The organism is Vicinamibacterales bacterium, assembly GCA_036496585.1.
Lineage (GTDB): Bacteria > Acidobacteriota > Vicinamibacteria > Vicinamibacterales > 2-12-FULL-66-21 > JAICSD01.
Map to the genome: position 1 here is coordinate 15,365 of DASXLB010000017.1, position 22,453 is coordinate 37,817.

Annotated in this window: 34 protein-coding genes and 2 pseudogenes; 27 read left to right on the plus strand and 9 right to left on the minus strand. The window is 66.7% G+C overall.

Annotated elements, in window-relative coordinates:
- Window positions 1-3: 3 nt before the first annotated feature.
- Window positions 4-345 carry a PadR family transcriptional regulator gene (locus VGI12_05195; GenBank protein ID HEY2432053.1) on the minus strand — a complete coding sequence of 114 codons (342 nt, stop codon included), beginning with the start codon at window positions 343-345 and terminating at the stop codon, window positions 4-6.
- Window positions 346-429: 84 nt separating this feature from the next.
- On the opposite strand from VGI12_05195, the gene VGI12_05200 reads away from it, so the two are divergent.
- Together VGI12_05200 and VGI12_05205 are read left to right on the plus strand one after the other, a co-directional pair.
- On the plus strand, window positions 430-1,065 hold the full coding sequence (locus VGI12_05200) for an O-methyltransferase (GenBank protein HEY2432054.1): 636 nt from the start codon (window positions 430-432) through the stop codon (window positions 1,063-1,065).
- A gap of 156 nt (window positions 1,066-1,221) precedes the next feature.
- Complete coding sequence (locus tag VGI12_05205) at window positions 1,222-1,992, plus strand: BON domain-containing protein (protein ID HEY2432055.1); 771 nt, start codon at window positions 1,222-1,224, stop codon at window positions 1,990-1,992.
- Window positions 1,993-2,051: 59 nt separating this feature from the next.
- On the opposite strand, the gene VGI12_05210 is transcribed toward VGI12_05205, so the two are convergent.
- The 8 genes and pseudogenes from VGI12_05210 to VGI12_05245 form a co-directional block, all read right to left on the minus strand.
- On the minus strand, window positions 2,052-2,414 hold the full coding sequence (locus VGI12_05210; protein HEY2432056.1) for a cupin domain-containing protein: 363 nt from the start codon (window positions 2,412-2,414) through the stop codon (window positions 2,052-2,054).
- A gap of 126 nt (window positions 2,415-2,540) precedes the next feature.
- Complete coding sequence (locus VGI12_05215) at window positions 2,541-4,370, minus strand: nitrite/sulfite reductase (GenBank protein ID HEY2432057.1); 1,830 nt, start codon at window positions 4,368-4,370, stop codon at window positions 2,541-2,543.
- Between the two features lie 56 nt (window positions 4,371-4,426).
- Window positions 4,427-5,608 (minus strand): molybdopterin-synthase adenylyltransferase MoeB, encoded by a 1,182-nt coding sequence (gene moeB / locus VGI12_05220; protein ID HEY2432058.1) that lies wholly within the window; start codon window positions 5,606-5,608, stop codon window positions 4,427-4,429.
- Window positions 5,609-5,866: pseudogene (locus VGI12_05225) on the minus strand (MoaD/ThiS family protein). It abuts the gene before it with no gap.
- The gene (locus tag VGI12_05230) at window positions 5,863-6,318 is read right to left on the minus strand and encodes a M67 family metallopeptidase (protein HEY2432059.1); all 456 of its coding nucleotides are present in this window, start codon (window positions 6,316-6,318) and stop codon (window positions 5,863-5,865) included. The pseudogene VGI12_05225 and the gene VGI12_05230 overlap by 4 nt, the downstream one beginning before the upstream one ends.
- A complete protein-coding gene (locus VGI12_05235) occupies window positions 6,315-7,253 on the minus strand; it encodes a pyridoxal-phosphate dependent enzyme (GenBank protein HEY2432060.1) in 939 nt (312 codons plus the stop codon). Before VGI12_05235 ends, VGI12_05230 begins: the two co-directional genes overlap by 4 nt.
- Entirely contained in the window at window positions 7,250-8,017 is a 768-nt protein-coding gene (cobA, locus tag VGI12_05240; protein HEY2432061.1) for a uroporphyrinogen-III C-methyltransferase, read from the minus strand. Before cobA ends, VGI12_05235 begins: the two co-directional genes overlap by 4 nt.
- On the minus strand, window positions 8,014-8,613 hold the full coding sequence (locus tag VGI12_05245) for a bifunctional precorrin-2 dehydrogenase/sirohydrochlorin ferrochelatase (GenBank protein HEY2432062.1): 600 nt from the start codon (window positions 8,611-8,613) through the stop codon (window positions 8,014-8,016). Before VGI12_05245 ends, cobA begins: the two co-directional genes overlap by 4 nt.
- 260 nt (window positions 8,614-8,873) lie before the next feature.
- On the opposite strand from VGI12_05245, the gene VGI12_05250 reads away from it, so the two are divergent.
- From VGI12_05250 to rplO, 25 genes and pseudogenes are all read left to right on the plus strand, one after another.
- Window positions 8,874-9,077: a CsbD family protein gene (locus VGI12_05250; GenBank protein HEY2432063.1), complete on the plus strand. Its 204-nt coding sequence runs from the start codon at window positions 8,874-8,876 to the stop codon at window positions 9,075-9,077.
- Between the two features lie 368 nt (window positions 9,078-9,445).
- Window positions 9,446-9,820, plus strand: coding sequence for a 30S ribosomal protein S12 (gene rpsL, locus VGI12_05255; protein HEY2432064.1), 375 nt, complete (start codon window positions 9,446-9,448; stop codon window positions 9,818-9,820).
- 37 nt (window positions 9,821-9,857) lie between these two features.
- Window positions 9,858-10,331, plus strand: coding sequence for a 30S ribosomal protein S7 (gene rpsG, locus VGI12_05260; protein ID HEY2432065.1), 474 nt, complete (start codon window positions 9,858-9,860; stop codon window positions 10,329-10,331).
- Window positions 10,332-10,388: 57 nt separating this feature from the next.
- The gene (gene fusA, locus VGI12_05265; protein ID HEY2432066.1) at window positions 10,389-12,509 is read left to right on the plus strand and encodes an elongation factor G; all 2,121 of its coding nucleotides are present in this window, start codon (window positions 10,389-10,391) and stop codon (window positions 12,507-12,509) included.
- An 83-nt stretch (window positions 12,510-12,592) separates the two neighbouring features.
- Window positions 12,593-12,928: a 30S ribosomal protein S10 gene (rpsJ, locus tag VGI12_05270; GenBank protein HEY2432067.1), complete on the plus strand. Its 336-nt coding sequence runs from the start codon at window positions 12,593-12,595 to the stop codon at window positions 12,926-12,928.
- 2 nt (window positions 12,929-12,930) lie between these two features.
- Complete coding sequence (rplC, locus tag VGI12_05275) at window positions 12,931-13,641, plus strand: 50S ribosomal protein L3 (protein HEY2432068.1); 711 nt, start codon at window positions 12,931-12,933, stop codon at window positions 13,639-13,641.
- 92 nt (window positions 13,642-13,733) lie between these two features.
- Complete coding sequence (gene rplD, locus VGI12_05280; GenBank protein ID HEY2432069.1) at window positions 13,734-14,375, plus strand: 50S ribosomal protein L4; 642 nt, start codon at window positions 13,734-13,736, stop codon at window positions 14,373-14,375.
- 39 nt (window positions 14,376-14,414) lie between these two features.
- Window positions 14,415-14,705 (plus strand): 50S ribosomal protein L23, encoded by a 291-nt coding sequence (locus VGI12_05285; GenBank protein ID HEY2432070.1) that lies wholly within the window; start codon window positions 14,415-14,417, stop codon window positions 14,703-14,705.
- Between the two features lie 78 nt (window positions 14,706-14,783).
- Window positions 14,784-15,608: a 50S ribosomal protein L2 gene (rplB, locus tag VGI12_05290; GenBank protein HEY2432071.1), complete on the plus strand. Its 825-nt coding sequence runs from the start codon at window positions 14,784-14,786 to the stop codon at window positions 15,606-15,608.
- 64 nt (window positions 15,609-15,672) lie between these two features.
- Entirely contained in the window at window positions 15,673-15,993 is a 321-nt protein-coding gene (gene rpsS, locus VGI12_05295) for a 30S ribosomal protein S19 (GenBank protein HEY2432072.1), read from the plus strand.
- Window positions 15,993-16,334, plus strand: a pseudogene (gene rplV / locus VGI12_05300) (50S ribosomal protein L22). Before rpsS ends, rplV begins: the two are co-directional and overlap by 1 nt.
- A 145-nt stretch (window positions 16,335-16,479) precedes the next feature.
- Window positions 16,480-17,169 (plus strand): 30S ribosomal protein S3, encoded by a 690-nt coding sequence (gene rpsC / locus VGI12_05305; protein ID HEY2432073.1) that lies wholly within the window; start codon window positions 16,480-16,482, stop codon window positions 17,167-17,169.
- 108 nt (window positions 17,170-17,277) lie between these two features.
- Complete coding sequence (gene rplP, locus VGI12_05310; GenBank protein HEY2432074.1) at window positions 17,278-17,703, plus strand: 50S ribosomal protein L16; 426 nt, start codon at window positions 17,278-17,280, stop codon at window positions 17,701-17,703.
- On the plus strand, window positions 17,700-17,891 hold the full coding sequence (gene rpmC, locus VGI12_05315; GenBank protein HEY2432075.1) for a 50S ribosomal protein L29: 192 nt from the start codon (window positions 17,700-17,702) through the stop codon (window positions 17,889-17,891). Before rplP ends, rpmC begins: the two co-directional genes overlap by 4 nt.
- 3 nt (window positions 17,892-17,894) lie before the next feature.
- Window positions 17,895-18,149, plus strand: coding sequence for a 30S ribosomal protein S17 (gene rpsQ / locus VGI12_05320; GenBank protein ID HEY2432076.1), 255 nt, complete (start codon window positions 17,895-17,897; stop codon window positions 18,147-18,149).
- A gap of 2 nt (window positions 18,150-18,151) precedes the next feature.
- Window positions 18,152-18,520, plus strand: coding sequence for a 50S ribosomal protein L14 (rplN, locus tag VGI12_05325; protein HEY2432077.1), 369 nt, complete (start codon window positions 18,152-18,154; stop codon window positions 18,518-18,520).
- A gap of 31 nt (window positions 18,521-18,551) precedes the next feature.
- Window positions 18,552-18,884, plus strand: coding sequence for a 50S ribosomal protein L24 (gene rplX / locus VGI12_05330; GenBank protein ID HEY2432078.1), 333 nt, complete (start codon window positions 18,552-18,554; stop codon window positions 18,882-18,884).
- Window positions 18,881-19,423 (plus strand): 50S ribosomal protein L5, encoded by a 543-nt coding sequence (rplE, locus tag VGI12_05335; protein ID HEY2432079.1) that lies wholly within the window; start codon window positions 18,881-18,883, stop codon window positions 19,421-19,423. Before rplX ends, rplE begins: the two co-directional genes overlap by 4 nt.
- Window positions 19,424-19,425: 2 nt before the next feature.
- The gene (locus VGI12_05340) at window positions 19,426-19,611 is read left to right on the plus strand and encodes a type Z 30S ribosomal protein S14 (protein HEY2432080.1); all 186 of its coding nucleotides are present in this window, start codon (window positions 19,426-19,428) and stop codon (window positions 19,609-19,611) included.
- 36 nt (window positions 19,612-19,647) lie between these two features.
- A complete protein-coding gene (gene rpsH, locus VGI12_05345; protein HEY2432081.1) occupies window positions 19,648-20,055 on the plus strand; it encodes a 30S ribosomal protein S8 in 408 nt (135 codons plus the stop codon).
- 49 nt (window positions 20,056-20,104) lie between these two features.
- Complete coding sequence (gene rplF / locus VGI12_05350) at window positions 20,105-20,644, plus strand: 50S ribosomal protein L6 (GenBank protein ID HEY2432082.1); 540 nt, start codon at window positions 20,105-20,107, stop codon at window positions 20,642-20,644.
- A 119-nt stretch (window positions 20,645-20,763) separates the two neighbouring features.
- Window positions 20,764-21,132, plus strand: a complete 369-nt coding sequence (gene rplR, locus VGI12_05355) for a 50S ribosomal protein L18 (GenBank protein ID HEY2432083.1) — start codon at window positions 20,764-20,766, stop codon at window positions 21,130-21,132.
- A 58-nt stretch (window positions 21,133-21,190) separates the two neighbouring features.
- Complete coding sequence (gene rpsE, locus VGI12_05360; protein ID HEY2432084.1) at window positions 21,191-21,706, plus strand: 30S ribosomal protein S5; 516 nt, start codon at window positions 21,191-21,193, stop codon at window positions 21,704-21,706.
- Window positions 21,707-21,708: 2 nt separating this feature from the next.
- Window positions 21,709-21,891, plus strand: a complete 183-nt coding sequence (gene rpmD / locus VGI12_05365; GenBank protein ID HEY2432085.1) for a 50S ribosomal protein L30 — start codon at window positions 21,709-21,711, stop codon at window positions 21,889-21,891.
- A gap of 74 nt (window positions 21,892-21,965) precedes the next feature.
- Complete coding sequence (gene rplO / locus VGI12_05370) at window positions 21,966-22,409, plus strand: 50S ribosomal protein L15 (GenBank protein ID HEY2432086.1); 444 nt, start codon at window positions 21,966-21,968, stop codon at window positions 22,407-22,409.
- Window positions 22,410-22,453: the final 44 nt, after the last annotated feature.

Below are 22,453 nucleotides of genomic sequence, written 5' to 3' on the forward strand. Positions count from 1 at the left end.
GCGTCAGCCTTCCGACGGGCGTGCCTTGAGCGCCGTCGCGACGGCGGCGGCCGCGCGGTTCCAGCTGTCGGTTTCTTCACGCAGGCGTTTTCGGCCCGCCGCCGTCAGCGTGTAGAACTTCGCGCGCCGGTTGTTGTCCGACGTCCCCCATTCGGCGTCGAGCAGCCCCTGCCGCTCCAGCCGGTAGAGCGCCGGATAGAGCGCCCCCTGCTCGATCTGCAGCGCGCCGCGCGTCATCTGCTCGATGCGCAGCAGCACGCCGTAGCCGTGCAGGGCGCCAAGCGACACCGCCTTCAGAATCAGCATGTCCAGCGTCCCGGGCAGCAGGTCCGCCTGTTCAGCCATTGGATTCTCCTAAGTGCATTAGGCATGGTGCGCTCGTTCTCCTAAGTTGTCAAGGAGAGTGCTGCCGTCGACTATCATGGCGGGATGCCGGACGTCCTCGACCCGTCGCTGACCGCGTACCTCGATTCGCTCGTGCCCGCGCGACACCCCGAGCTTCTCGCCATGGAGGCCTACGCGGCCGAACACGATTTCCCGATCGTCGGGCCGGCGTGCGCCCACGTCTGTTATCAGATCGCGCGCATGATCGGCGCGCGCCGCATCTTCGAGCTCGGCTCCGGTTACGGCTACTCGACCGCCTTCTTCGCCCGAGCCGTCAAGGAAAACGGCGGCGGGGAAGTGCACCACGTCGTCTGGGACGAGGACCTCTCGAAGAAGGCGCGCGGTCACCTCGCGGCGCTCGGGCTCGACGACGTCGTGCACTATCACGCCGCCGAGGCGGTCGCCACCCTGCGGGAAACGGCCGGGCCGTTCGACCTCATCTTCAACGACATCATGAAGAAGGACTATCCGGCATCGCTTCCGGTCATCGACGACAAGCTCAGGCGCGGAGGAGTGCTCATCGTCGACAATATGCTGTGGAGCCGTCGCGTCCTCGACGGCATCGACCAGGCTGCCGATACGCAGGGAGTTCGGGAGCTGACCCGGCTGCTGCAGCGTCAGCCGTGGATTACCTCGCTCATTCCCGTTCGCGACGGATTGCTCATCGCCCTGAAGAGCTGAACCGGTACGGATCGTGCTCCCTCACCAGGAGGGAGACGGCATGCGAAGCAAGCTCAGCGTCGTGAGCGGCGCTGCCGCCGTCGCACTGATGTCACCCGCGTCATCGACAGGACGACGCTCGAATCCAAAGCCAGTAAGCAAGGGGGAACTTCGTACATGAGGAAGACGTTCATCGTTGCCGCGACGGTCGCGGCGTGGTCGGTCGCCGGGACCGCATTCGCGAGACCGCCCGTTCAGGACAAACCCAAGGAAACGACCGTCGTCGTCAAGGACGACGCTGGCGAGAAATCGAAGCAGGCCGCCGACAAGACCGAGAAAGCCGCACAGAAGACCGGCAAGGCCGTGACCGATACGTCGATCACGACCGAGGTCAAAACGCGGCTGATGAAGGACAAGGCTGGCCGCGCCAACAAGATCGACGTCGACACCAAGAGCGGCGTCGTCACGATCGCCGGCAGCGTGCCGACCGCGACCGACAAGGCCCGCATCGGCCGGCTGGTGGAGAAGACGACCGGCGTGAAAAGCGTCCAGAACAACCTGACGGTCGGCGTTGCCGCTGGCACCAGCGGGCACGACGGCGTCGCGGTGAAGGATGATTCCGGAGCGGTCGCGATCAAGACCGACGACAGCAAGGTCGTCGTCAAGGATGACGCCGCCGAGAAGGGGCGGAGCGCCGCCGACAAGAGCGAAGACGCGGCGAAGAAGACGGGTGATGCGATCAGCGACGCCTCCATCACCACCGCCGTGAAGACGCGCCTGATGTCGGATACCGCCGCGCGCGGAAGGTCGATTGACGTCTCGACAAAGAACGGCGTCGTGACCATCGGGGGCGCCGTGCCGACCGGCGCCGATCGGGCGAGAATCGGGGAGCTGGTGGAGAAGACGACCGGCGTCAAGAGCGTGAACAACGCCCTGACCGTCAAGTAGGCAGCGAAGCTGGAGGCCGGGCTCTGGAGATGACCCTCCGGGTCGGGCCTCCTTCCGCGCTACTCGTCGCGGTGGACCGTCGTCGGCGAAAACGCCGGCAGGCACACGGCGACGTATTCCGCACCATCCGGTCCAGGCGTGCTGTAACGAACCCACTCGCCTGGACTGGTGACGATCCCCTGGCCCGCTCCTACCTCGAGTACGCCGTTCTCGTGTTGGACGCGCAGCGTGCCCTTCAGCACGACGGTGATCTCCTCGAACTCCGGCCGCTGGCCCGGCTCTTCCCATCCGCTCGGCGAGATCATCCGCGCCACACTGACACCCGCATGGCCCGAATTCACCCGGCCCGCATATTCCTGAATCTGCTTCGGCTTGGTACCGACGCAGTCGATGACCGTCGGCTTCTCGATCAGTTTCGGCATGGCTCTCCCTGGACCTGACGGCCCGGCCTGCGAGGTTCGGCGAGGAACATCCGCCGCATTATATGCGGCCGCGCGAGCCGGAACTGCAGATGCGGCCTGCAGCGGCTATCGGCGATGACCGTCGCGTTACGCGCTGCACTCGCCGTCGAGGATCACCGGCGCGAACTCCTGATCCTCGGCGAGGTCGATGAAGTCCTCGGGGCGCGCGGTGGCGTCGCTCAGGCTCTCGAGATCCGCCAGCACCTGCTTGACCCGGACGGCATCGGCGCGGCGGAAGTAATCCGAGAGGAGCTCGCGGTCGCGGCGTTCGGCACGATAGAGCGCGATCAGGCGTTCGACCGCTTCGGGCGCGCGGCGCGCCGGGATCTTGGCCGCGATGCGGCCGAACGCGGCTCCGTCGGTGTCGACGCCGCCCCCGACCATGACGAAGTACTGGGGGACGGCTCTCGCGCCGAGCTTCCGGATACTGCCCTGGAAACCAATCGCCGAGATGTGATGCTGTCCGCATCCGTTCGGGCAGCCACTGATCTTGATGTCACCGGGGCCGGCTGCCGCCGCCAGTTCGGGGTTGGCGCGCAGGTGCTCGCCGAGAAGATGCCCGAGGCCACGTGACTGGGTGACCGCGATCCGGCAGGTCTCGGCGCCGGGGCAACTGACGACGTCGGCGATCGTGCCGAGCCCTGAGTGGGAGAGCCGGGCCGCGTCGAGCGCCACGTACAAGTCGTGGAGCCGGTCCATTTTCACCCAGCGGATGATGAGGTTCTGTTCGACCGTGACGCGCACGCTACCGTCCCCGTAGGCCGCCGCGAGATCGGCGACGATCCGGAACTGCGGCGCCGTGAGATCGCCGAGCGGAATCGTCACGATCGCCATGGCGTAGCCGCGCTGCTTCTGCGGCCGCACGTTGGTGCGCAGCCAGCGCTCTTCCGAGTCGTTGGTGATCGGCAGCAGCGACGGGCGGGTGCCGGCGCCGCGCAGATGGGCCGCGTTGGCTCGCGCCTCGATCGCGACGGGGTCAGGCGCCTGGGGGGCCGGCCAGTCCGGCGGCGCTTCGATTTCGGCGTGATCCGCGTCGAACGGGCGAGCCCGGCGGGGCTCGGCGCGGACGCCGGCGAGCGCGCGCCGGTATTCCTCGAGCCAGCGATCCCAGCCCATGCTCTTGACCAGGAACTTCAAGCGGTTGCGCTGGCGGTGCTGGTAGTCGCCAAACTCGGCGAACACCCGCATCACCGCGTCGGCGACGTCGTAGATCTCGCCGGTCGGGATGAATTCGTGGATCACCGCGCCGGTGCGGCACAGAATGGCGGTGCCGCCCGCCACCGTGACGCGGAAACCGCGCGCGCCGTCTTCCGAGGCGGTGGCTCGGAAGCCGAGGTCGTTGATCGCGACCTTGGTGTGATCCTCGGCGCAGCCTTCGAAGCCGATCTTGAACTTGCGCGGCAGCTTCGAGCTCAACGGATGGCGCAACAGGTAGCGCGTCAGCGCCTCGGCATACGGCGTGACATCGAACAGCTCATCGTCGGCGACGCCGGCGTACGGGCAGGAGGTGATGTTCCTGACAGAGTTGCCGCAGGCCTCGCGCGTCGTCAACCCGTCGTCGGCGAGCCGCCGCATCGCCGGCTCGGCGTCGTGCAGCTTCACGAAATGGAACTGGATGTTCTGGCGTGTGGTGATGTGGCCGAAGCCGCGCGAGTAGCGATCGGCGACGTCGGCGAGCGCCTCCAGCTGCGGTCCGGTGAGCACGCCCTGCGGGATCTTCACCCGCAGCATCTGCGCGTCCTCCGCCTGGCGCTGCCCGTAGGTGCCGCGCAGCAACCGGAACCCGCGCCACTGATCGGGGCCAATCTCACCGCGCTCGAATTGCCCCAGCACCGACGCGAACTCGTCGATGTCGGCTTCGCTCGCGAAGCTCAGTCGCGCGCGGCCGTAGGTCTTCGGATCGTCCACTACTGACATCGAGGTTCTCCCACCGGCGCTGCCGGGTCCGACGACCCGGCCGACGAGCCCGGCTTCTAGTACTTCGTCTGCGTCGGATCGATCGTGTCGATCCAGTCGAGGATGCCGCCCTTGAGGTTCTGCACGCGCGTGAATCCCTTTTCAGTCAGGGTCCGCACTGCCTTGGCGCTGCGGCCGCCCATCTTGCAGTGGACGACGATGTCGGGAGCTCCAGGGCCCTGCGGCAGCTCGTCGAGGCGGCGCGGCAGCTCGCCGAGCGGAATCAGCGTCGAGCCGGGGATGCGGCAGATCTGGAATTCATTGGGCTCGCGCACGTCGAGGATGAACGGGCGGTCGCCGCGATCGATCCGCGCCTTCAGCTCCGCTGACGTCGTCTCCGGGACCGACGCCGCTCCCGTCGGGGCGACCCCGCAAAACTGGTCGTAGTCGATGAGCGCCGTGACTGTCGGGTGATCCCCGCACACCGGGCACGCCGGATCGCGCCGCAGCTTCAGCTCGCGGAAGCGCATGTTGAACGCGTCGTAGAGCAACAGCCGGCCGCTGAGCGTCTGTCCAACGCCCAGAATGAGCTTGATCGCCTCGGTCGCCTGGATGGTGCCGATCACCCCAGGCAGCACGCCGAGCACGCCCCCTTCGGCGCAGCTGGGCACGAGCCCGGGCGGTGGCGGCTCGGGGTACAGGCAGCGGTAGCAGGGACCGCCGGGAACGCCGAACACCGAGGCCTGCCCCTCGAACCGGAAGATGCTGCCGTAGGCGTTCGGTTTGCGCAGCAGCACACAGGCGTCGTTGACCAGATATCGCGTCGGAAAGTTGTCGGTGCCGTCGAGGATGACGTCGTAGTCCTTGAACAGGTCGAGCGCGTTCTTCGAGGTCAGCGCCGTTTCGTAGGTGTCGATCTCGATCGCCGGGTTGATCGCGCGCAGCCGGTCGGCCGCCGAGTGCAGCTTCGAGCGCCCCACATCGGCAGTGCCGTGCAGGATCTGGCGCTGCAGGTTGCTGAAATCCACGGCGTCGAAGTCGACGATCCCGACGCGGCCGACGCCGGCGGCCGCCAGATACAGACCGGCCGGGGAGCCGAGGCCGCCGGCGCCGATGAGCAGCACCTTCGCGGCCTTCAGCTTCTGCTGTCCGGCGAGGCCGACCTCGGGCAGGATCAGGTGACGGCTGTACCGCTTGATCTCCTCCGGCGTCAGCTCCGCGCTCGCCGCCGGCGCGGCGGCGCCGGAGCCTCCGGCCACCGACGGGACGATGCTGACGGTGTCGCCGGGCTTGAGCGGCGTCGCTTCCTTCTGCAGATAGCGGATGTCTTCGTCGTTGACATAGATGTTGACGAAGCTGCGCAGCCTGCCCTCGGCGTTGAAGAGGTGCTGCCGGAGGTCGCCGAACTCGGTGGTCAGGGCGGCGAGCGCTTCGCCGATTGTCGCCCCCGGCACACGGACCGTGTCCTGCTTGCCGGTGTAGGCGCGCAGCGGCGTGGGAATCAGAATCGGGGTCATAGCACGGTCTCCTCGTCGAACTGCGAGCGATCCGGACGCAGGCGCCACGAGCGCAGGTCGCCCGGCGTGGCCTGGGCGACGGCGACGATCACGTAGCTGAAGTTCGGCCACGCGTGATCGAGGTCGTACTGCGACGGCTGCGCCGGATGATCCGGATGCGAGTGATAGAAGCCGACCAGCTCGGCGCCGAGCTCGCGCGCGCGCGCCTCGGACTGCCGGTAGTCGGCAGGACTGACGCGGAAGCGGCGTCGCGGACCTTCGTCGGTGACGTTGTCCAGCGCCTTGGCGTCGACGATCTCGACGAGGTCGTCGCCCGCGGCAGCGCCGATCAGCGCGCCGCAGCATTCGTGGGGATAGGCATCCGCCGCGTGACGCCGGATCGCGTCCAGCACGCGTCCGCTCAGCTGCACCCCGGTTCTCGACACCGTCGCCGCCGCTCGCTGCTCGCTCATCGCGCCTCGCTCCAGAAGGGTTCCGACAGATAGCGGGCGCCGCCATCCGGGAAGATGGTGACGACGACGGCCCCCGGATGCTGCGAGGCGAGCCGCGCCGCGGCGACCGCGACCGCGCCGCTCGAAATGCCGGCGAACCAGCCGAGGTCGGCGGCGAGCCGGCGCGTCATCGCGTGCGCGTCTTCCGTGGCGATGCGCAGGTCTTCATCGGCGAGCCGCTCGTCGTAGATCCCCGGGACGATCGAGGTGGCCATGTGCTTCAGGCCTTCGATGCCGTGCAGCGGCCCGTCTGGCTGCACCGAGTAGGCCTTGAGGGCCGGATTCAGAACGCGCAGCCGGCGGGTCGTGCCGGTAAAAGTGCCGCTCGTGCCGAGGCCGGCCACGAAGTGGGTGACCGCGCCCTCGGTCTGACGCCAGATCTCGAGGCCCGTCGTGTCGTAGTGGGCGCGCCAGTTGGCCTCGTTGTTGTACTGGTCGGGATAGAACAGGTGCGGTTCGCGCTGGTGGATGGCGCGCGCCTCGCGGATGGCACCGTCCGAGCCGTCCATCGGATCGGTGAGCACCAGATCGGCGCCGAACGCCCGCAGCATGCGGAGCCGTTCCGGCGTGACGTTGGCCGGCACGCACAGCCGGACACGGTAGCCCAGCGCCGCGCCGATCATCGCGTAAGCGATGCCCGTGTTTCCCGACGTGGCATCGAGAATCGTGCCGCCAGGCCTCAGCGCGCCGCTGCGCTCCCCCTCGACGATCATCCGGGCCGCGGCGCGATCCTTGACCGAGCCGCCGGGGTTCTGCCATTCGAGCTTCGCGTAAATCTGCGAGCCGTTGGTCTCCAGCGCCTCGAGGCGCACGAGAGGCGTGTCACCGATGAGATCGAGCACGGATGCCCGATGACCGAGATCCGATGGACGTGAAATCGGAAGAGCGGTGCTCATCGGCGCACCGTCACGGCGTCCATCGCGTCGTCGGTGGCGCGGAAGCCCAGCTGACCGCGGACATTGATCACGTCGCCGACGACGATCATGCCGGGGCGCTCCCGATCGATGAGGCCCCTGCCGCCGGCCAGATCCGCCAGCGTGCCGGTCCACGTCTCCGCCTCGTCGCGTGACGCGGCAAAGAGGAGCGCCGCCGGCGTCGACGCCGGCCAGCCGCGGACGACGAGCGCTTCGGCGATGCCGCGCTGTTCCGCCACCGCCATCAGGAATACGAGCGTCAGCGGGCCCGGCGCAATCGCCGCGACCACCGGTTCATAGCTCTCGCGCGCGTGGCCGGCGATCACCGTGAACGCCGACGACACGCCGCGGTGCGTCAACGGGATGTTGGCGAGCGCCGGCGCCGCCACCGCGCTCGTGACGCCGGGGATGACCTCGAATGGAATGTTGGCTGCGCGCAGGGCGAGCGCCTCCTCGCCGCCGCGGCCGAACACGAAGGGATCGCCTCCTTTGAGGCGCACCACGCGCTGGCCGCGTTTCGCCGCGCGGATCATCAGCGCGTTGATCGTCGACTGGCGCATGCTCGGCCGCCGCGCCCGCTTGCCGACGGGGAACCGGCGGGCCCGCGGCGCCAGCCGCAGCACGTCCTGCGTGACGAGCGCGTCGTACAGCACGAGGTCGGCCTTGCGCAGCCGCGCCAGCGCAGCCCGCGTCAGCAGCGACGGATCGCCCGGGCCGGCGCCGACCAGCGACACGATGCCGCTCATCGGCTTCTCCGCTCGCGTCCGGCCGCCGGCGTCAACGCCGCGTCACGGTCGTAGATCGCGTTGAGTGCGTCGAGCAGCAGGGGCCGCCGGTCCGCCATCGGGACCTGGCCGGCCTTCCAGTCGCGCCGGGCGTCGCGCGCGGCCTCGCCCCAGCGATCGAGATCGGCGGGCAGCAGCCGATCCAGGCCTTCACGCAGCAGGCCGGCAAGCGCGGGCGCCTCGCCTGAGGTGGAAATGGCCAGCGTCACCCCAGAGCGCCGCACGACGCCGCCCAGATAGGCCGAGGCGTTTGCCGGATCGTCGACGGCGTTCACGAAGATCTGCCGCTCTTCGGCGGCGCGCGCCACGCGTGCGTTGACGGCCGGCGTAGCCGCCGCCACCACCAGCCACGCCGTGTCCAGATCGGCGTCCTCGAACGGGCGCTGCGCGATCTGGACGTCGGTCTCGCGGATCGACGCACAGACCTCCGGCGCCACGACCAGCACGTCGGCGCCGGCGGCGCGCAGCGAGGCGAGCTTCGAGGCGGCGACGGGGCCGCCACCGACCACGAGCACGCGGCGCCCTTCGAGCTTGAGAAACAACGGAAACAGAGTCATGTGCACAAAAAAATGGCCCGGAAACCATGAGGCTTCCGGGCCGTTTGAATCCTTCGGGTGCTGAAACGTCAGCGCGTGTGCGGACTCCTGGGCTGGAAGCTGTCGGCTCCCCGACAACAACAGCAACAGCAGACCCCGCAGACCACCAGACGCATTGTCTTTCTTGTACAGGAGCCGGCGGCCCGTGTCAACACGCCATTCGCACCGCATATGGCTGACGTCGTGCCGTTTGAATACCAGAGTCAGCGGAGGTTCGACGCATGAACAAAGACGAACTCAACGGTAAAGTTGACCAGCTAAAGGGCAAGATCAAGGAAGGCGTGGGGAACGCTACGGACGACGACGACCTGCGCGGCGAGGGCATCGCCGACCAGGCGGCCGGAAACGTCGAGGAAGGCTTCGGAAAAGCCCGCCGGAAGGTGGGCGACGCGCTGCACGAGGTTGCCCACAAGATCAAGGATTGAGCTGCGACCAGGGGGCTGGGGGGCAAGGGTGGGCCTTGGTTGGGCCCCCGCTCCTCCCAGCCCCCGTCCTGTGCTCGTCGCTTCACCCGCCCCGTTCCTGCCGCTCCAGCCCCTTTCCCCTGAGTTCGCTTGCCTTCCGTGGCGAGGTTTGTTATATTTCCCAGGTTCTGGTCGGCTCTAGGACGCCCTATCTAGAGCCCCATCCCAGACGGCTTCGCCCATTGCCGGGCGGGCAACTTTCAACCTTATAGGGTAAGTCAGTTCCAGGTGCCGGGCCGCGTATGCGGCGCCCTAGGCCTGGAGCAACAAAACCTCTGAAAGAAGGGGCGTCCCTTCTTTCGATGTGTGTTTTTTTTGACGGAGTACCTGTGCCGACGATCAGCCAGTTGGTGCGCAAGGGACGCGAGAAGGTCCTGACGAAGACGAAGAGCCCCGCGCTGCAGAACAGCCCGCAGAAGCGCGGCGTGTGTGTGCGCGTCTTCACACAGACGCCGAAGAAGCCGAACTCGGCGCTGCGCAAGGTGGCCCGCGTGCGTCTGACCAACGGGATCGAGGTCACGACCTACATCCCCGGCGTCGGCCACAACCTGCAGGAGCACTCGCTCGTGCTGATTCGCGGCGGCCGCGTCAAGGATCTCCCCGGCGTGCGCTACCACGTGGTGCGCGGCACCCTCGACGCCGTCGGCGTGCAGGGTCGCAAGCAGGGGCGTTCGAAGTACGGAGCCAAGAGGCCGAAGTCGTAGGGCTCAGAAGCAGCGGCCTACACGAAAAGAAAACGATATGCCGAGACGCAGAGAAATCCCGAAGCGCGACGTTCCGTTGGATCCGATCTACAGCAGCTCGCTGGTCACCAAGTTCATCAGCACGCTGATGAGCGACGGCAAGCGGAGCACGGCCGAGAAGATCATGTACGGCAGCATGTCCTCCATCCAGGAGAAGACCGGCGACGATCCGCTCAAGGTCTTCAAGAAGGCGGTCGAGAACGTCAAGCCGGCGCTCGAGGTGAAGTCGCGCCGGGTCGGCGGCAGCAACTACCAGGTGCCGGTGGAGGTCAATCCGAACCGTCGTCTCTCGCTCAGCATCCGCTGGCTGGTCGGGTTCGCGCGCGACCGCGGCGACGGCAAGACGATGACCGAGAAGCTGGCCAACGAGCTGATGGACGCGGCCAATCTGCGCGGCGGCGCGGTGAAGAAGCGCGAAGACGTGCACCGGATGGCCGAGGCGAACAAGGCCTTCGCGCACTACCGCTGGTAGACACGGCCGGCTTTGAACTGCGACTGCGAACTTTAACTGCTGACTGGTAACTGAGAAATGGCCCGGGAAACCTCGCTCGCCAAAACGCGCAACATCGGCATCATGGCCCACATCGATGCCGGCAAGACCACCACGACCGAACGCATCCTCTTCTACACGGGCATCACCTACAAGATCGGTGAGGTCCACGAGGGGACGGCGGTCATGGACTGGATGGAGCAGGAACAGGAGCGCGGCATCACGATCACGTCGGCGGCGACGACCTGCTTCTGGCGTGAGCACCGCATCAACATCATCGATACGCCCGGCCACGTCGACTTCACCGCCGAAGTGGAGCGTTCGCTGCGCGTGCTCGACGGCGCCGTCGCCGTGTTCGACGCGGTCGCCGGTGTCGAGCCGCAGTCCGAGACCGTCTGGCGCCAGGCCGACAAGTACCGCGTCCCGCGCATCTGCTTCGTCAACAAGATGGATCGCATCGGCGCGGACTTCAAGCGGACGTTCGAGCAGATCGTCAGCAAGCTCGGTGGCAACCCCGTCGCCCTCCACCTGCCGATCGGCAGCGAGGACAAGTTCCTGGGCGTGGTCGACCTCATTCGCATGAAGTCGGTCACCTACAAGGACGAGACGATGGGCGCCGACTTCATCGTCGGCGACATTCCCGCCGACATGATGGAAGACGCCAAGCGCTTCCGCGAGCAGCTCATCGAAAAGGTCAGCGAGGCGGACGACAAGATCCTCGAGAAGTATCTCCATGGCGAAGAGGTGACCGAGGACGAGATCAAGGCCGCGCTGCGCAAGCGCGTCAACTCGTCGGTGCACACCAAGGGCGACAAGGCGGAGCCAGCCTTCGTCCCGGTGATTTGCGGCTCGGCGTTCAAGAACAAGGGCGTGCAGCTGCTGCTCGACGCGGTCGTCGACTTCCTGCCGTCGCCGATCGACGTGCCCGCGATCGAGGGCTTCGACCCCGACAAAGGCCCCGAGGCGATCATCGAGCGCCCGGCGAAGGACGACGCGCCGTTTGCGGCGCTCGGGTTCAAGATCATGACCGACCCGTTCGTCGGCCAGCTGACCTTCATCCGCGTCTATTCGGGCGTACTCACCGCCGGCACGACGGTCTACAACTCGACCAAGCAGAAGAGCGAGCGCATCGGGCGGCTCCTGAAGATGCACGCCAACAAGCGCGAGGAAATCAAGGAAGTCTACGCCGGCGACATCGCGGCGGCGGTCGGGCTGAAGAGTGTGTCGACGGGCGACACGATCTGCGACGAGAAGAAGCCGATCGTGCTCGAGGCGATGGACTTCCCGAAGCCGGTCATCTCGCTGGCGATTGAACCCAAGACCAAGGCCGACCAGGAAAAGCTCGGCGCCGGGCTGCAGAAGCTGCGGGCCGAAGATCCGACCTTCCACGTCCAGACCGACATGCAGACCGGCCAGGTGATCATCGCCGGCATGGGCGAGCTGCACCTCGAGATCATCGTCGACCGGCTGAAGCGGGAGTTCAGCGTCGAGGCGACGGTTGGCAAGCCGCAGGTGGCCTACAAGGAAACGCTGACCCGTCCGGCCGACGGCGAGATGAAGTACGCCAAGCAGACCGGCGGCCGCGGCCAGTACGGCCACGTGAAGATTCATCTCTTCCCGGGCGAGCCGGGCACCGGCTACATCTTCGAGAACGAGACCACGCAGGGCTCGATTCCGAAGGAGTTCATCAAGCCGATCGAGGAAGGGATCCGGGAAGCGCTCACGCGCGGCGTGCTCGCCGGCTATCCGGTGGACGACGTCCGGATCGAGCTGTACGACGGCTCGTCCCACGACGTCGACTCGTCGGAAATGGCGTTCAAGATCGCCGGCTCGATGGCGTTCCAGGACGCCGCCAAGAAAGCGAAGCCGGTGCTGCTCGAGCCCGTCATGCGCGTCGAGGTCGTCGTGCCGAAGGAGCACATGGGCGACGTGATGGGCAACCTGTCGAGCCGCCGCGGGCAAATCCAGTCGCAGGAAGATCGCGGCGGCACCCAGATCATCAACGCGCGCGTGCCACTGTCGGAAATGTTCGGGTATGCGACGGACCTCCGTTCGCGCACGCAGGGCCGCGCGACGTATTCGATGCACTTCGATCGCTACGAGCAGGCGCCCAACAACGTGAGCGAGGAAGTCGTGGCGCGGGTACAGGGGAAGACCTAGTTTCGGTGGCAACGGGCCCGCGCCACTCAAGGACGCGAGCCGTTGCCGCCGGTCGAGACGAACGCTGACAAGGATTTCGAGAAATGGCATCACCCTTTAGCGACAAGATTCGCATCCGCCTCAAGGCCTACGACAACCGGGTGCTGGATCAGTCGACGACGGAGATCGTGGATACGGCGCGGCGCACCGGCGCCCGGCTGGCCGGCCCGATTCCACTGCCGACCGAGAAGAACAAGTGGACCGTGCTGCGGTCGCCGCACGTCGACAAGAAGTCGCGCGAGCAGTTCGAGCTGCGCACCCACAAGCGTCTGATTGACATCTTCGAACCGACGCCGCAGACGGTCGACGCGCTGATGAAGCTCGACCTGCCGGCCGGTGTCGATGTCGAGATCAAGGCGTTCGGCAAGGAACACAAATAGCCATGGTCAACGGAATCATCGGCCGCAAAGTTGGGATGACCCAGGTGTTCGCGCCGGACGGCACGGTCACGCCCGCCACCGTGATCAAGGCGGGTCCGTGCGTCGTCCTGCAGTCGAAGAACGCCCAGAGCGACGGCTACGAGGCAGTCCAGCTCGCCCTGGTCGAGGAGAAGCCGGCCAAGGTCAACAAGGCGATCGCCGGCCATTACAAGAAGGCGGGCAACGTGCCGCCGAGCCGGGTCCGCCGCGAATTCACGCAGGTGGCGGGCGGTGAGGCGGCGGCGCTCAAGGCCGGCGACCAGGTGCTGGTCGGCGGCGTGTTCAAGGACGGCGAGCGGGTCGACGTCATCGGCCTCAGCCGCGGGCACGGCTTCCAGGGTGTCGTCAAGCGCCACAACTTCCGCGGCGGCGCGGCGACGCACGGCTCGATGTTCCATCGCGCGCCCGGTTCGATCGGCGCGTCGTCCTTCCCCTCGCGCGTCGTCAAGGGGATGCGCGCCGCGGGCCGGATGGGCGGCGACCGCGTCACCGTGCGCAACCTGAAGGTCGTGCGCATCGACGGCGAGCAGAATCTGATGCTGGTGCGCGGCGCGGTGCCGGGAGTCGAGGGCAGCTACGTCATGGTGCGCAAAGCGGTGGCCGCGAAGAAGGAAGTCGTGCCGCAGGTGGAGAAGGCGGCCAAGGTCGCGGTCGCGAAGAAGCCGAAGAAGTAACGTCTGCCGGGTGTCGAGCCCGGCCTGCAGGCGATGTCGGCCGGACCTGCCTGCGACGTAGGCCGGACCTTCAGGTCCGGCAAGGTGATGCGATGAAGATAGACGTGGTCAACAGCAACAAGGAGACGGTCGGCAGCCTCGAGCTGAACGACGCGGTATTCGGCGGCCGGGTGAAGTCCGATCTCATCTGGGAAGCCGTCGTGCAGGAGAACGCGGCGGAGCGCCGCGGCACCCACGCGACGAAGAACCGCGCCCTGGTCAGCGGCTCCGGCAAGAAGCCGTGGCGCCAGAAGGGCACCGGCCGCGCGCGGGTGGGCGAGATCCGCAACCCGCTGTGGCGCAAGGGGGGCACCGTGTTCGGGCCGCAGCCGCGCAGCTACGAGTATCAGCTGCCGCGCAAGGTGAAGTCGGGGGCGCTGCGCGCGGCGCTCGCCGCCAAGCTCGCCGACGGCACGCTGACGGTGGTCGACGCGCTCGGCCTCGGCGGCGCCGACACCGCGCCACGGTCCCTGAAGACCAAGCAGACGGCGGCGATGTTCAAGACGCTCGGCGCGTCGGGCAAGACGCTGGTGATCGACGTCAATCACGCCGACGGCCTGCTGCTCTCGGCGCGCAACATCGCCGGCGTGCGGCTGGTGGCGACCGGCCGGCTGACGGCGCGCGACGTGATGGACACCGACTGGGTGATCGTGACGCGCGACGCCCTGCAGCGGCTGGAGACGTCGCTCGGCTGAACGGCCGGAAGCCGGACGCGATAAAGCTGGAACACTGACATGAAGCAGACAGACGTCATCCGCCGCCCGCTCATCACCGAGAAGACCACGCTGCTCCGCGAAGGCGGACGCACGCTGGTGTTCGAGGTGGCGCCCGGCGCGACGAAGGTGGACATCAAGCGCGCGGTCGAGAAGCTGCTCGGCTCGAAGGTGGAAGCCGTGCGGACCGCGATTGCGCACGGCAAGGTGAAGCGCCAGGGACGCTTCTCCGGTCAGCGGTCCGACTGGAAGAAGGCCTACGTGAAGCTGCGCGAGGGCGAGAAGATTCCTGAGTTCCTGGAGGGCGCGTAGTCACGTCCCGATGCCCAGCGCCAGGGTCCCGGTATCGGGATCGGGCGGTTGGACAGGGAAGTGGCACGACGGATTGCTATGCCGATTAGAAAATACAACCCGACGTCGCCGGGACGCCGTTTCCAGACCGTCCAGACGTTCGACGAGATCACGGCGACCGAGCCGCACAAGCCGCTGGTCGAGCCGCTCAAGCGCACCGGCGGCCGCAACAATCACGGCGAGTTGACGTCGTGGTGGCGCGGCGGCGGCCACAAGCGCAGCTATCGGGTGATCGACTTCCGCCGCGACAAGCGCGACATCCCGGCGACGGTGTCGACGGTCGAGTACGACCCGAACCGGTCGGCGCGGATCGCGCTGCTCACCTACGCGGATGGCGAGAAGCGCTACATCCTGCACCCGGTGGGGCTCGCGGTCGGGACGACGATCATCGCCGGCGACAGCGTCGACATCCTGCCGGGGAACGCGCTGCCGCTGAAGAACATTCCGCTCGGCACGCTGATCCACAACGTCGAGCTGCGGCCGGGGCGCGGCGGCCAGATCGCGCGCAGCGCCGGATCGGGCGTGCAGCTGGTGGCCAAGGAAGGGGACTACGCCTCGGTGAAGATGCCGTCGGGCGAGACCCGCAAGATCAACGTCGAGTGCTACGCGACGGTCGGCCAGGTCGGCAATCTCGATCACGAGAACGTGTCGATCGGCAAGGCCGGCCGCAGCCGGTGGCTCGGCATCCGCCCGCATGTCCGCGGTGTCGCGATGAATCCGGTCGACCATCCGCTCGGCGGCGGTGAAGGCAAGACGTCGGGAGGCCGCCACCCGGTGACGCCGTGGGGTATCCCGACCAAGGGATACAAGACCCGCAACGCGAAGCGGACCGATCGGTTCATCGTGCAGCGGAGACAGAAGTAGCCAGCCGTGGGCAGGCGGCGGCTGGCGGCAGGAACTGCGGATTTGTCGGTGGTGGAGAGAGTACATGGGTAGATCACTCAAGAAGGGTCCTTTCGTCGACGTCCCGCTCCTCGAGAAGATCGAGGTGATGAATCGCGGCGGCGAGAAGAAGGTGATCAAGACCTGGTCGCGTCGCTCGACGGTCATCCCCGAGATGGTCGGGCACACGCTGGCGGTGCACAACGGGAGGAAGTTCATCCCGGTGTACATCACCGAGAACATGGTCGGGCACAAGCTCGGCGAGTTCGCGCCGACGCGGCTGTTCAAGGGACACACGACGAAGGCCGACAAGGCGGCGGCGGTGGCGGCCCCGGCGCCGGCCGGCGCCGGAAAGGCGGGCGCGTAATGGCGATCGAAGCGCATGCGACAGCCAAGTACGTGCGCACCTCGGCGCAGAAGGCCGGGCTGGTGCTGGATTTGATCCGCGGCCACGACGTCAACCACGCGCTCGCGACCCTGCGCTTCGCGCGCAAGGGGATCGCCAAGGACATCGAGAAGGTGCTGCGCTCGGCGATCGCCAACGCGCAGAGCAAGGATGGCTTCAGCGGCGACGTCGATCGGCTCTACGTGACGGCCTGCTTCGCCAATCAGGGCCCGTCGCAGAAGCGCATCCGCCCGGCTCCGATGGGCCGCGCCTTTCGCGTCGTCAAGCGGACCGCGCATCTGACGGTGAAGGTGGCGGAACGGCCGTCGAAAGTGTCGGTGGCGGCGACCCCGGGTGAAGAGCCGGCGCGTCCTCGCCGGAAGGGGGCCGTCCCCGCGAAGAAGCCCCGGACGCGCGCGGCGCGCGCCACCGCCTAACTGGTAACTGGTAACTGGAGACTGATTTTCAATGGGTCAGAAAGTCCATCCGCACGGCTTCAGACTCGGGTTCAACAAGACCTGGCGCTCGCGCTGGTACGCCGACAAGGACTACGCGAAGCTGCTGCATGAAGATCTCAAGCTGCGCGACAGCCTGAAGGAGCGCTTCGCGCACGCCGGCGTCAGCAAGATCGAGATCGAGCGCGCGGCCAACAAGCTGAAGATCGACATCTATACCTCGCGTCCGGGCATCATCATCGGCCGCAAGGGGACGGAGGTCGACAAGCTGAAGCAGGAGATCCAGAAGCGGACCAACCGCGAGGTGTTCATCAACATCCAGGAGATCCAGAAGCCCGAGCTCGACGCCCAGCTCATCGGCGAATCGGTGGCGATGCAGCTCGAGAAGCGCGTCGCGTTCCGCCGCGCGATGCGCAAGGCGGTGGAATCGGCGCTGCGCTTCGGCGCGCGCGGCATCAAGGTGCGCGTGTCGGGACGCCTGAACGGCGCCGAAATCGCCCGCTCGGAGTGGTATCTGCACGGCCAGCTGCCGCTGCAGACGCTGCGCGCCGACATCGACTACGGCTTCGCGCAGGCCTTCACCACCTACGGCGCGATCGGCGTCAAGGTGTGGCTGTACAAGGGCGAGCGACTCGCTCCCCGCATTGGTCGCGAGGAAGACTATCGGACGCCTCGCCGGGCCGGCGGAGGAGCTCGCGGCTAGCGCCCGGCGGCCCAACGGCCGATTCCGCGTCTGCGTTGTCGTCCGCGACATCCGCAACGCCTGGGAGTGGACGTCGGGACGAAGAGCTGACAGGGCAAGGAACCACCTATGTTGATGCCGAAGAAAGTGAAATACCGGAAGCAGCAGCGCGGCCGGATGGCCGGCAAGGCCTGGCGGGGGTCGGACGTGTCGTTCGGCAACTACGGGCTGAAGGCGCTCGAGCCGTGCTGGCTGACGGATCGCCAGATCGAGGCGGCGCGCGTCGCGATGACCCGCTTCATCAAGCGCGGCGGCAAGATCTGGGTGCGCGTGTTCCCGGACAAGCCGATCACCAAGAAGCCGCAGGAAACCCGCATGGGCAAGGGCAAGGGCGCGCCTGAGCAGTGGGTCTGCGTCGTTCGCCCCGGTCGAATCCTCTTCGAGATGGAGGGGGTCACCGAGCAGGAGGCGCGCGAGGCCATGCGGCTGGCGTCCGCGAAGATCCCGATCAAGACCAAGTTCGCGACGCGGTTCGCAGAGGAGAAGGCGGTATGAAGATCGGCGAGTTCCGCGATCTGGGAGCCGACGAGCTGAGGCAGCGCGAGAAGGAATTCGACGACCAGCTGTTCCGGCTGCGGATTCAGAAATCGATGGGGCAACTCGAGGCCGCAGCCAAGCTGAAGACGCTGCGCCGCGATCGCGCCCGCGTCAAGACGGTGCTGCGCGAGAAGGAGTCGGTGTAGGCCATGGGTGCGAAGGCTAGCGTCACGGGCGTCGTGGTCAGCGACAAGATGGACAAGACCGTCAAGGTCGCGATCGAGCGCAAGGTGCGCGACCCGCTCTACGGCAAGACACAGAAGCGGACCTCGACCTTCCTCGCGCACGACGAGAAGAACGAGGCCAAGGTCGGCGACCGGGTGGCGATCGTCGAGAGCCGTCCGCTCAGCGCGCGCAAGCGCTGGGTGGTGACCTCGATCGTCGAGAAGGCGAAGGAGATCTAGCCATGATCCAGATGCGATCGATCCTCGACGTCGCCGACAATTCCGGCGCGCGGAAGATTGCGGTGATCAACCCGATCGGCGGCTCGACCGGCCGCTACGCGCGGCTCGGCGATATCGTCACCGCCTCGGTGAAGGAGGCGACGCCTGAGTCGAACGTCAAGAAGGGGAGCGTGGTCAAGGCCGTGATCGTACGCACGGCCAAGGAGCAGCGCCGCAAGGACGGCAGCTACATCCGATTCGACCGCAACGCCGCCGTGCTGATCAACGACCAGAAGGAGCCGATCGGGACCCGCGTCTTCGGCCCGGTGGCCCGCGAACTGCGGGATCGGAAGTTCATGAAGATCGTCTCGCTCGCGCCGGAGGTCCTCTAGGCCTGGCCTGCGGGCTCGTGGAAATCAAGTTATGTCGCGACTGCAAACACCCGTCAGGAAGAACGATAACGTCCTGGTGACGACCGGCAAGGACCGCGGTAAACGCGGCCGCGTGCTGAAGGTCCTGCCGCTCAAGAACCGCGTCGTCGTCGAAGGCGTCAACATCATCAAGCGTCACACCAAGCCCAACCCGGGTCGCCAGATCAAGGGCGGGGTGATCGAGCGTGAGGCGCCGGTGCACGCGAGCAACGTGCAGGTCGTCTGCCCCGAGTGCGGCAAGGCGACGCGCATCGGCCGCAAGATCCTCGGCGACGGCCGCAAGGTCCGCATCTGCCGTAAGTGCGAGGGAGTCGTAGACAAATGAGCCGCCTGAAAGAGCGATACGCGAGCGACGTCGTACCGGCGCTCAAGAAGGAGTTCGGCTACACGAACGTGATGGCGATCCCCAAGATCGAGAAGGTGGTCGTCAACATGGGCCTCGGCGAGGCCACGCAGAACGCCAAGATCATCGACACCGGCACTGACGAGGTGACCAAGATCACCGGCCAGAAGCCGGTGGTGACGCGCGCCAAGAAATCGATTGCGCAGTTCAAGGTCCGCAAGGGCCAGCCGATCGGCACGATGGTCACGCTGCGCGGCGAGCGGATGTGGGAATTCCTCGACCGTCTGATCTCGGTGGCGCTGCCGCGCGTGCGCGACTTCCGCGGCGTGTCGGCGCGCGGCTTCGACGGCCGCGGCAACTACACGCTCGGTCTCAAGGATCAGCTGCTGTTCCCGGAAATCGACTACATGAAGGTCGACAAGGCGCGCGGCATGAACATCTCGGTCATTACGACGGCGAAGACCGACGAGGAGTCGCGCAAGCTGCTGCAGCTTCTCGGCATGCCGTTCAGAGCGAACTAACCATGGCTACTACCGCAAAGATCGCCAAAGAGTCGAAGTCGCCGAAATTCAAGGTCCGGCTGCGCAACCGCTGTCGCCGCTGCGGCCGCCCGCGCGCCTATCTGCGCAAGTTCGCCCTGTGCCGCCTCTGCTTCCGCAAGCTCGCGCTGGAGGGAGACATTGCCGGCGTGACGAAGAGCAGCTGGTAACGGCCGACTGCACTGCAAACTGGCAACTGGATACTGATTTTTATGACTGACCCGATCGCAGACATGCTCGCCCGCATCCGGAACGCGACTCAGTCGCGTCATCCGCGTGTCGATATGCCGCTCTCGCGCCTCAAGGTCGAGATCGCGAAGATCCTCGAGAGCGAAGGCTACATCCAGGGCCTCAAGGTGAACGAGCCCAAGGAGGGCGAGCCGCAAGGATCGTTGCGCCTCTTCCTCAAGTACGGGCCGCGCGGCGAGCGCGTCATCACCGGGATCCAGCGGGTCAGCCGCCCCGGCCGCCGCGTCTACACCGCCCGCGACGAAGTACCGGAAGTACTGGCCGGCCTCGGCACGTCGATCCTGACCACCTCGCGCGGCGTGATGACCGGCAAGGCCGCGATCAAGGCGGGTGTCGGCGGCGAGGTGCTCTGCAATGTCTGGTAACGGCGAGCCGCCAACCGCCCAACCGCCAACTGCGAACTGGTAACTGACCATGTCTCGAATCGGTAAGAAAGTGATCGCGGTTCCCAAGGGCGTGAAAATCAACGTCCAGCAGGGGGCCGTCGAAGTGCAGGGGCCGAAAGGCAAGCTGCTGCAGGCGCTGCCGCCCGGCATCGGCTTCGAGCTCTCGGGAGACGAGCTGCAGGCCAAGCCCCTGCGCGAGGATCCCGCTCTCGGCAAGTTCCACGGCTTGGCGCGAAGCCTGGTCGCCAACGCCGTCAAGGGCGTAACTGAAGGCTTCCGCAAGGACCTCGACATCGTTGGAGTCGGCTACCGCGCCGAACTGAAGGGCAAGCAGGTGCACTTCGCGCTCGGCTACTCGCACCCGGTGGTGTTCAACGTGCCGACCGGCATCGATGTCGCGATCGACAAGCAGACCCACGTCACCATCACCGGTATCGACCGGCAGCTGGTCGGACAGGTCGCCGCCGACATCCGTTCGCTGCGCAAGCCGGATCCGTACAAGCAGAAGGGCGTCCGCTACACCGGTGAAGTGCTGAAGAAGAAGGCCGGCAAGACCGGGGCGAAGTAGCGTTCGTGCGGCGGGTCTGAAGACCCGGCCGGCAGATACGCGTAGGTCGGACCGTGTGGGTCCGGTGGTGAGGAAGATGTAGGCCGGGCTCTCGAGGTCCGGCGGTGACGACGATGAAGATCAAGACCAAGAAAGACCGCCGAGTTCGGATCGCGCTCCGCCAGCGCAAGCGCATCGCCGGTACGCCGGAGCGGCCCCGGCTGCGCGTCTTCCGCAGCGTGTCGCACATCTACGCCCAGGTCATCGACGACATGAGCGGGACGACGCTGGTCTCGGCGGCCAGCACCGAGCCGTCGCTGAAGCCGATGTTCGTGAGCGATACGAAGGGCGGCAACCTGAAGGGCGCCCAGGCGCTTGGCAAGACGATCGCCTCGCGGCTGCAGGAGAAGGGCATCACCCGGGTCGTGTTCGATCGCGGTGGCTTCCTCTATCACGGTCGCATCAAGGCGGTCGCCGAGGCGGCCCGGGAAGCAGGGCTCGAGTTCTGAGTCCCGCTTCGCCGAACGCTGGAAGCTGGTAGCTGGTAACAGGAAACTGGACACTTACATGTTCGAAACGAGAGAAAAAGTCGACGCGTCGCAGCTCGACCTCAAGGACACGGTGGTCAACATCAGCCGCGTCACCAAGGTCGTCAAGGGCGGCAAGAACCTGAGCTTCAGCGCCCTGGTCGTCGTCGGCGACGGCCACGGCGTGGTCGGCTTCGGCGTCGGGAAGGCGAAGGAAGTGCCTTCGGCGATCAAGAAGGGGATCGAGGCGGCGAAGAAGTCGCTGATCCGCGTCCCCCTCAAGGGCACGACGGTGCCGCACCCGGTGCTCGGACGGTTCGGAGCCGGACAGGTGCTGCTCAAGCCGGCGCCCGACGGGACCGGGATCATCGCGGGCGGGGCGGTCCGCGCGGTCGTCGAGTCGGCCGGCATCCAGAACGTCCTGACCAAGTCGATCGGCTCGGCCAACCACCACAACGTGGTGCGTGCGACGTTCCAGGCGCTCAAGGAAATGCGTGAGCCGGGATCGGTGTTCAAGCTCCGCGGTGTCGACAATCCGCAGGAACAGGCGGTTTAGCGATGGCCGGCAAGACGCTGACGATCACGCTCAAGAAGAGCGCCATCGGCTTCGACAGGAAGCAGAAGCAAGTCGTCGAAGGGCTCGGGCTGCGCCGCCTGAATCACACCGTGGAGCTGGCCGACACGCCGGCGACCCGCGGCATGATTCTCAAGGTCCGGCACCTGGTTGAGGTAAAGGGGTAACACCCAACGCCCGAGTCCCACGGCCCGACGTCGAAGGGGTAGATTGGGACACGGAATTGACAGGGTAGACAACTATGAATCTGAGCAATCTTCGGCCGCCCAAGGGCGCCAAGCATGCCAAGAAGCGGGTCGGCCGTGGGCACGGGTCTGGCCACGGTAAGACGGCCAGCCGCGGGCACAAAGGTGCGAAATCGCGGTCGGGGTTCAAGCACAAGCGCGGCTTCGAAGGCGGCCAGATGCCGCTGCATCGACGCGTGCCCAAGCGCGGCTTCCACAATCCCTTCCGCGTCGAGTATCAGGTGGTGAACCTCGACGTGCTCGCCGAGGCGTTCGAGGCGGGGACCGAGGTCACGCCGGAGTTGCTGCGCGAGCACGGTCTCGCCGGCCGCAGCGGCGGCATCAAGGTCCTGGCGCGCGGCGATATCAGCAAGAAGCTGACGGTGCGCGCGCACAAGTTCAGCGGCAAGGCGGCGGAGAAGATCGTCGCCGCCGGCGGTACGGCAGAGGTGTTGGCGTAGGCTCGGGGAGTTGAACCCGGCCGCAGGCCGGGTCTTCATACCCG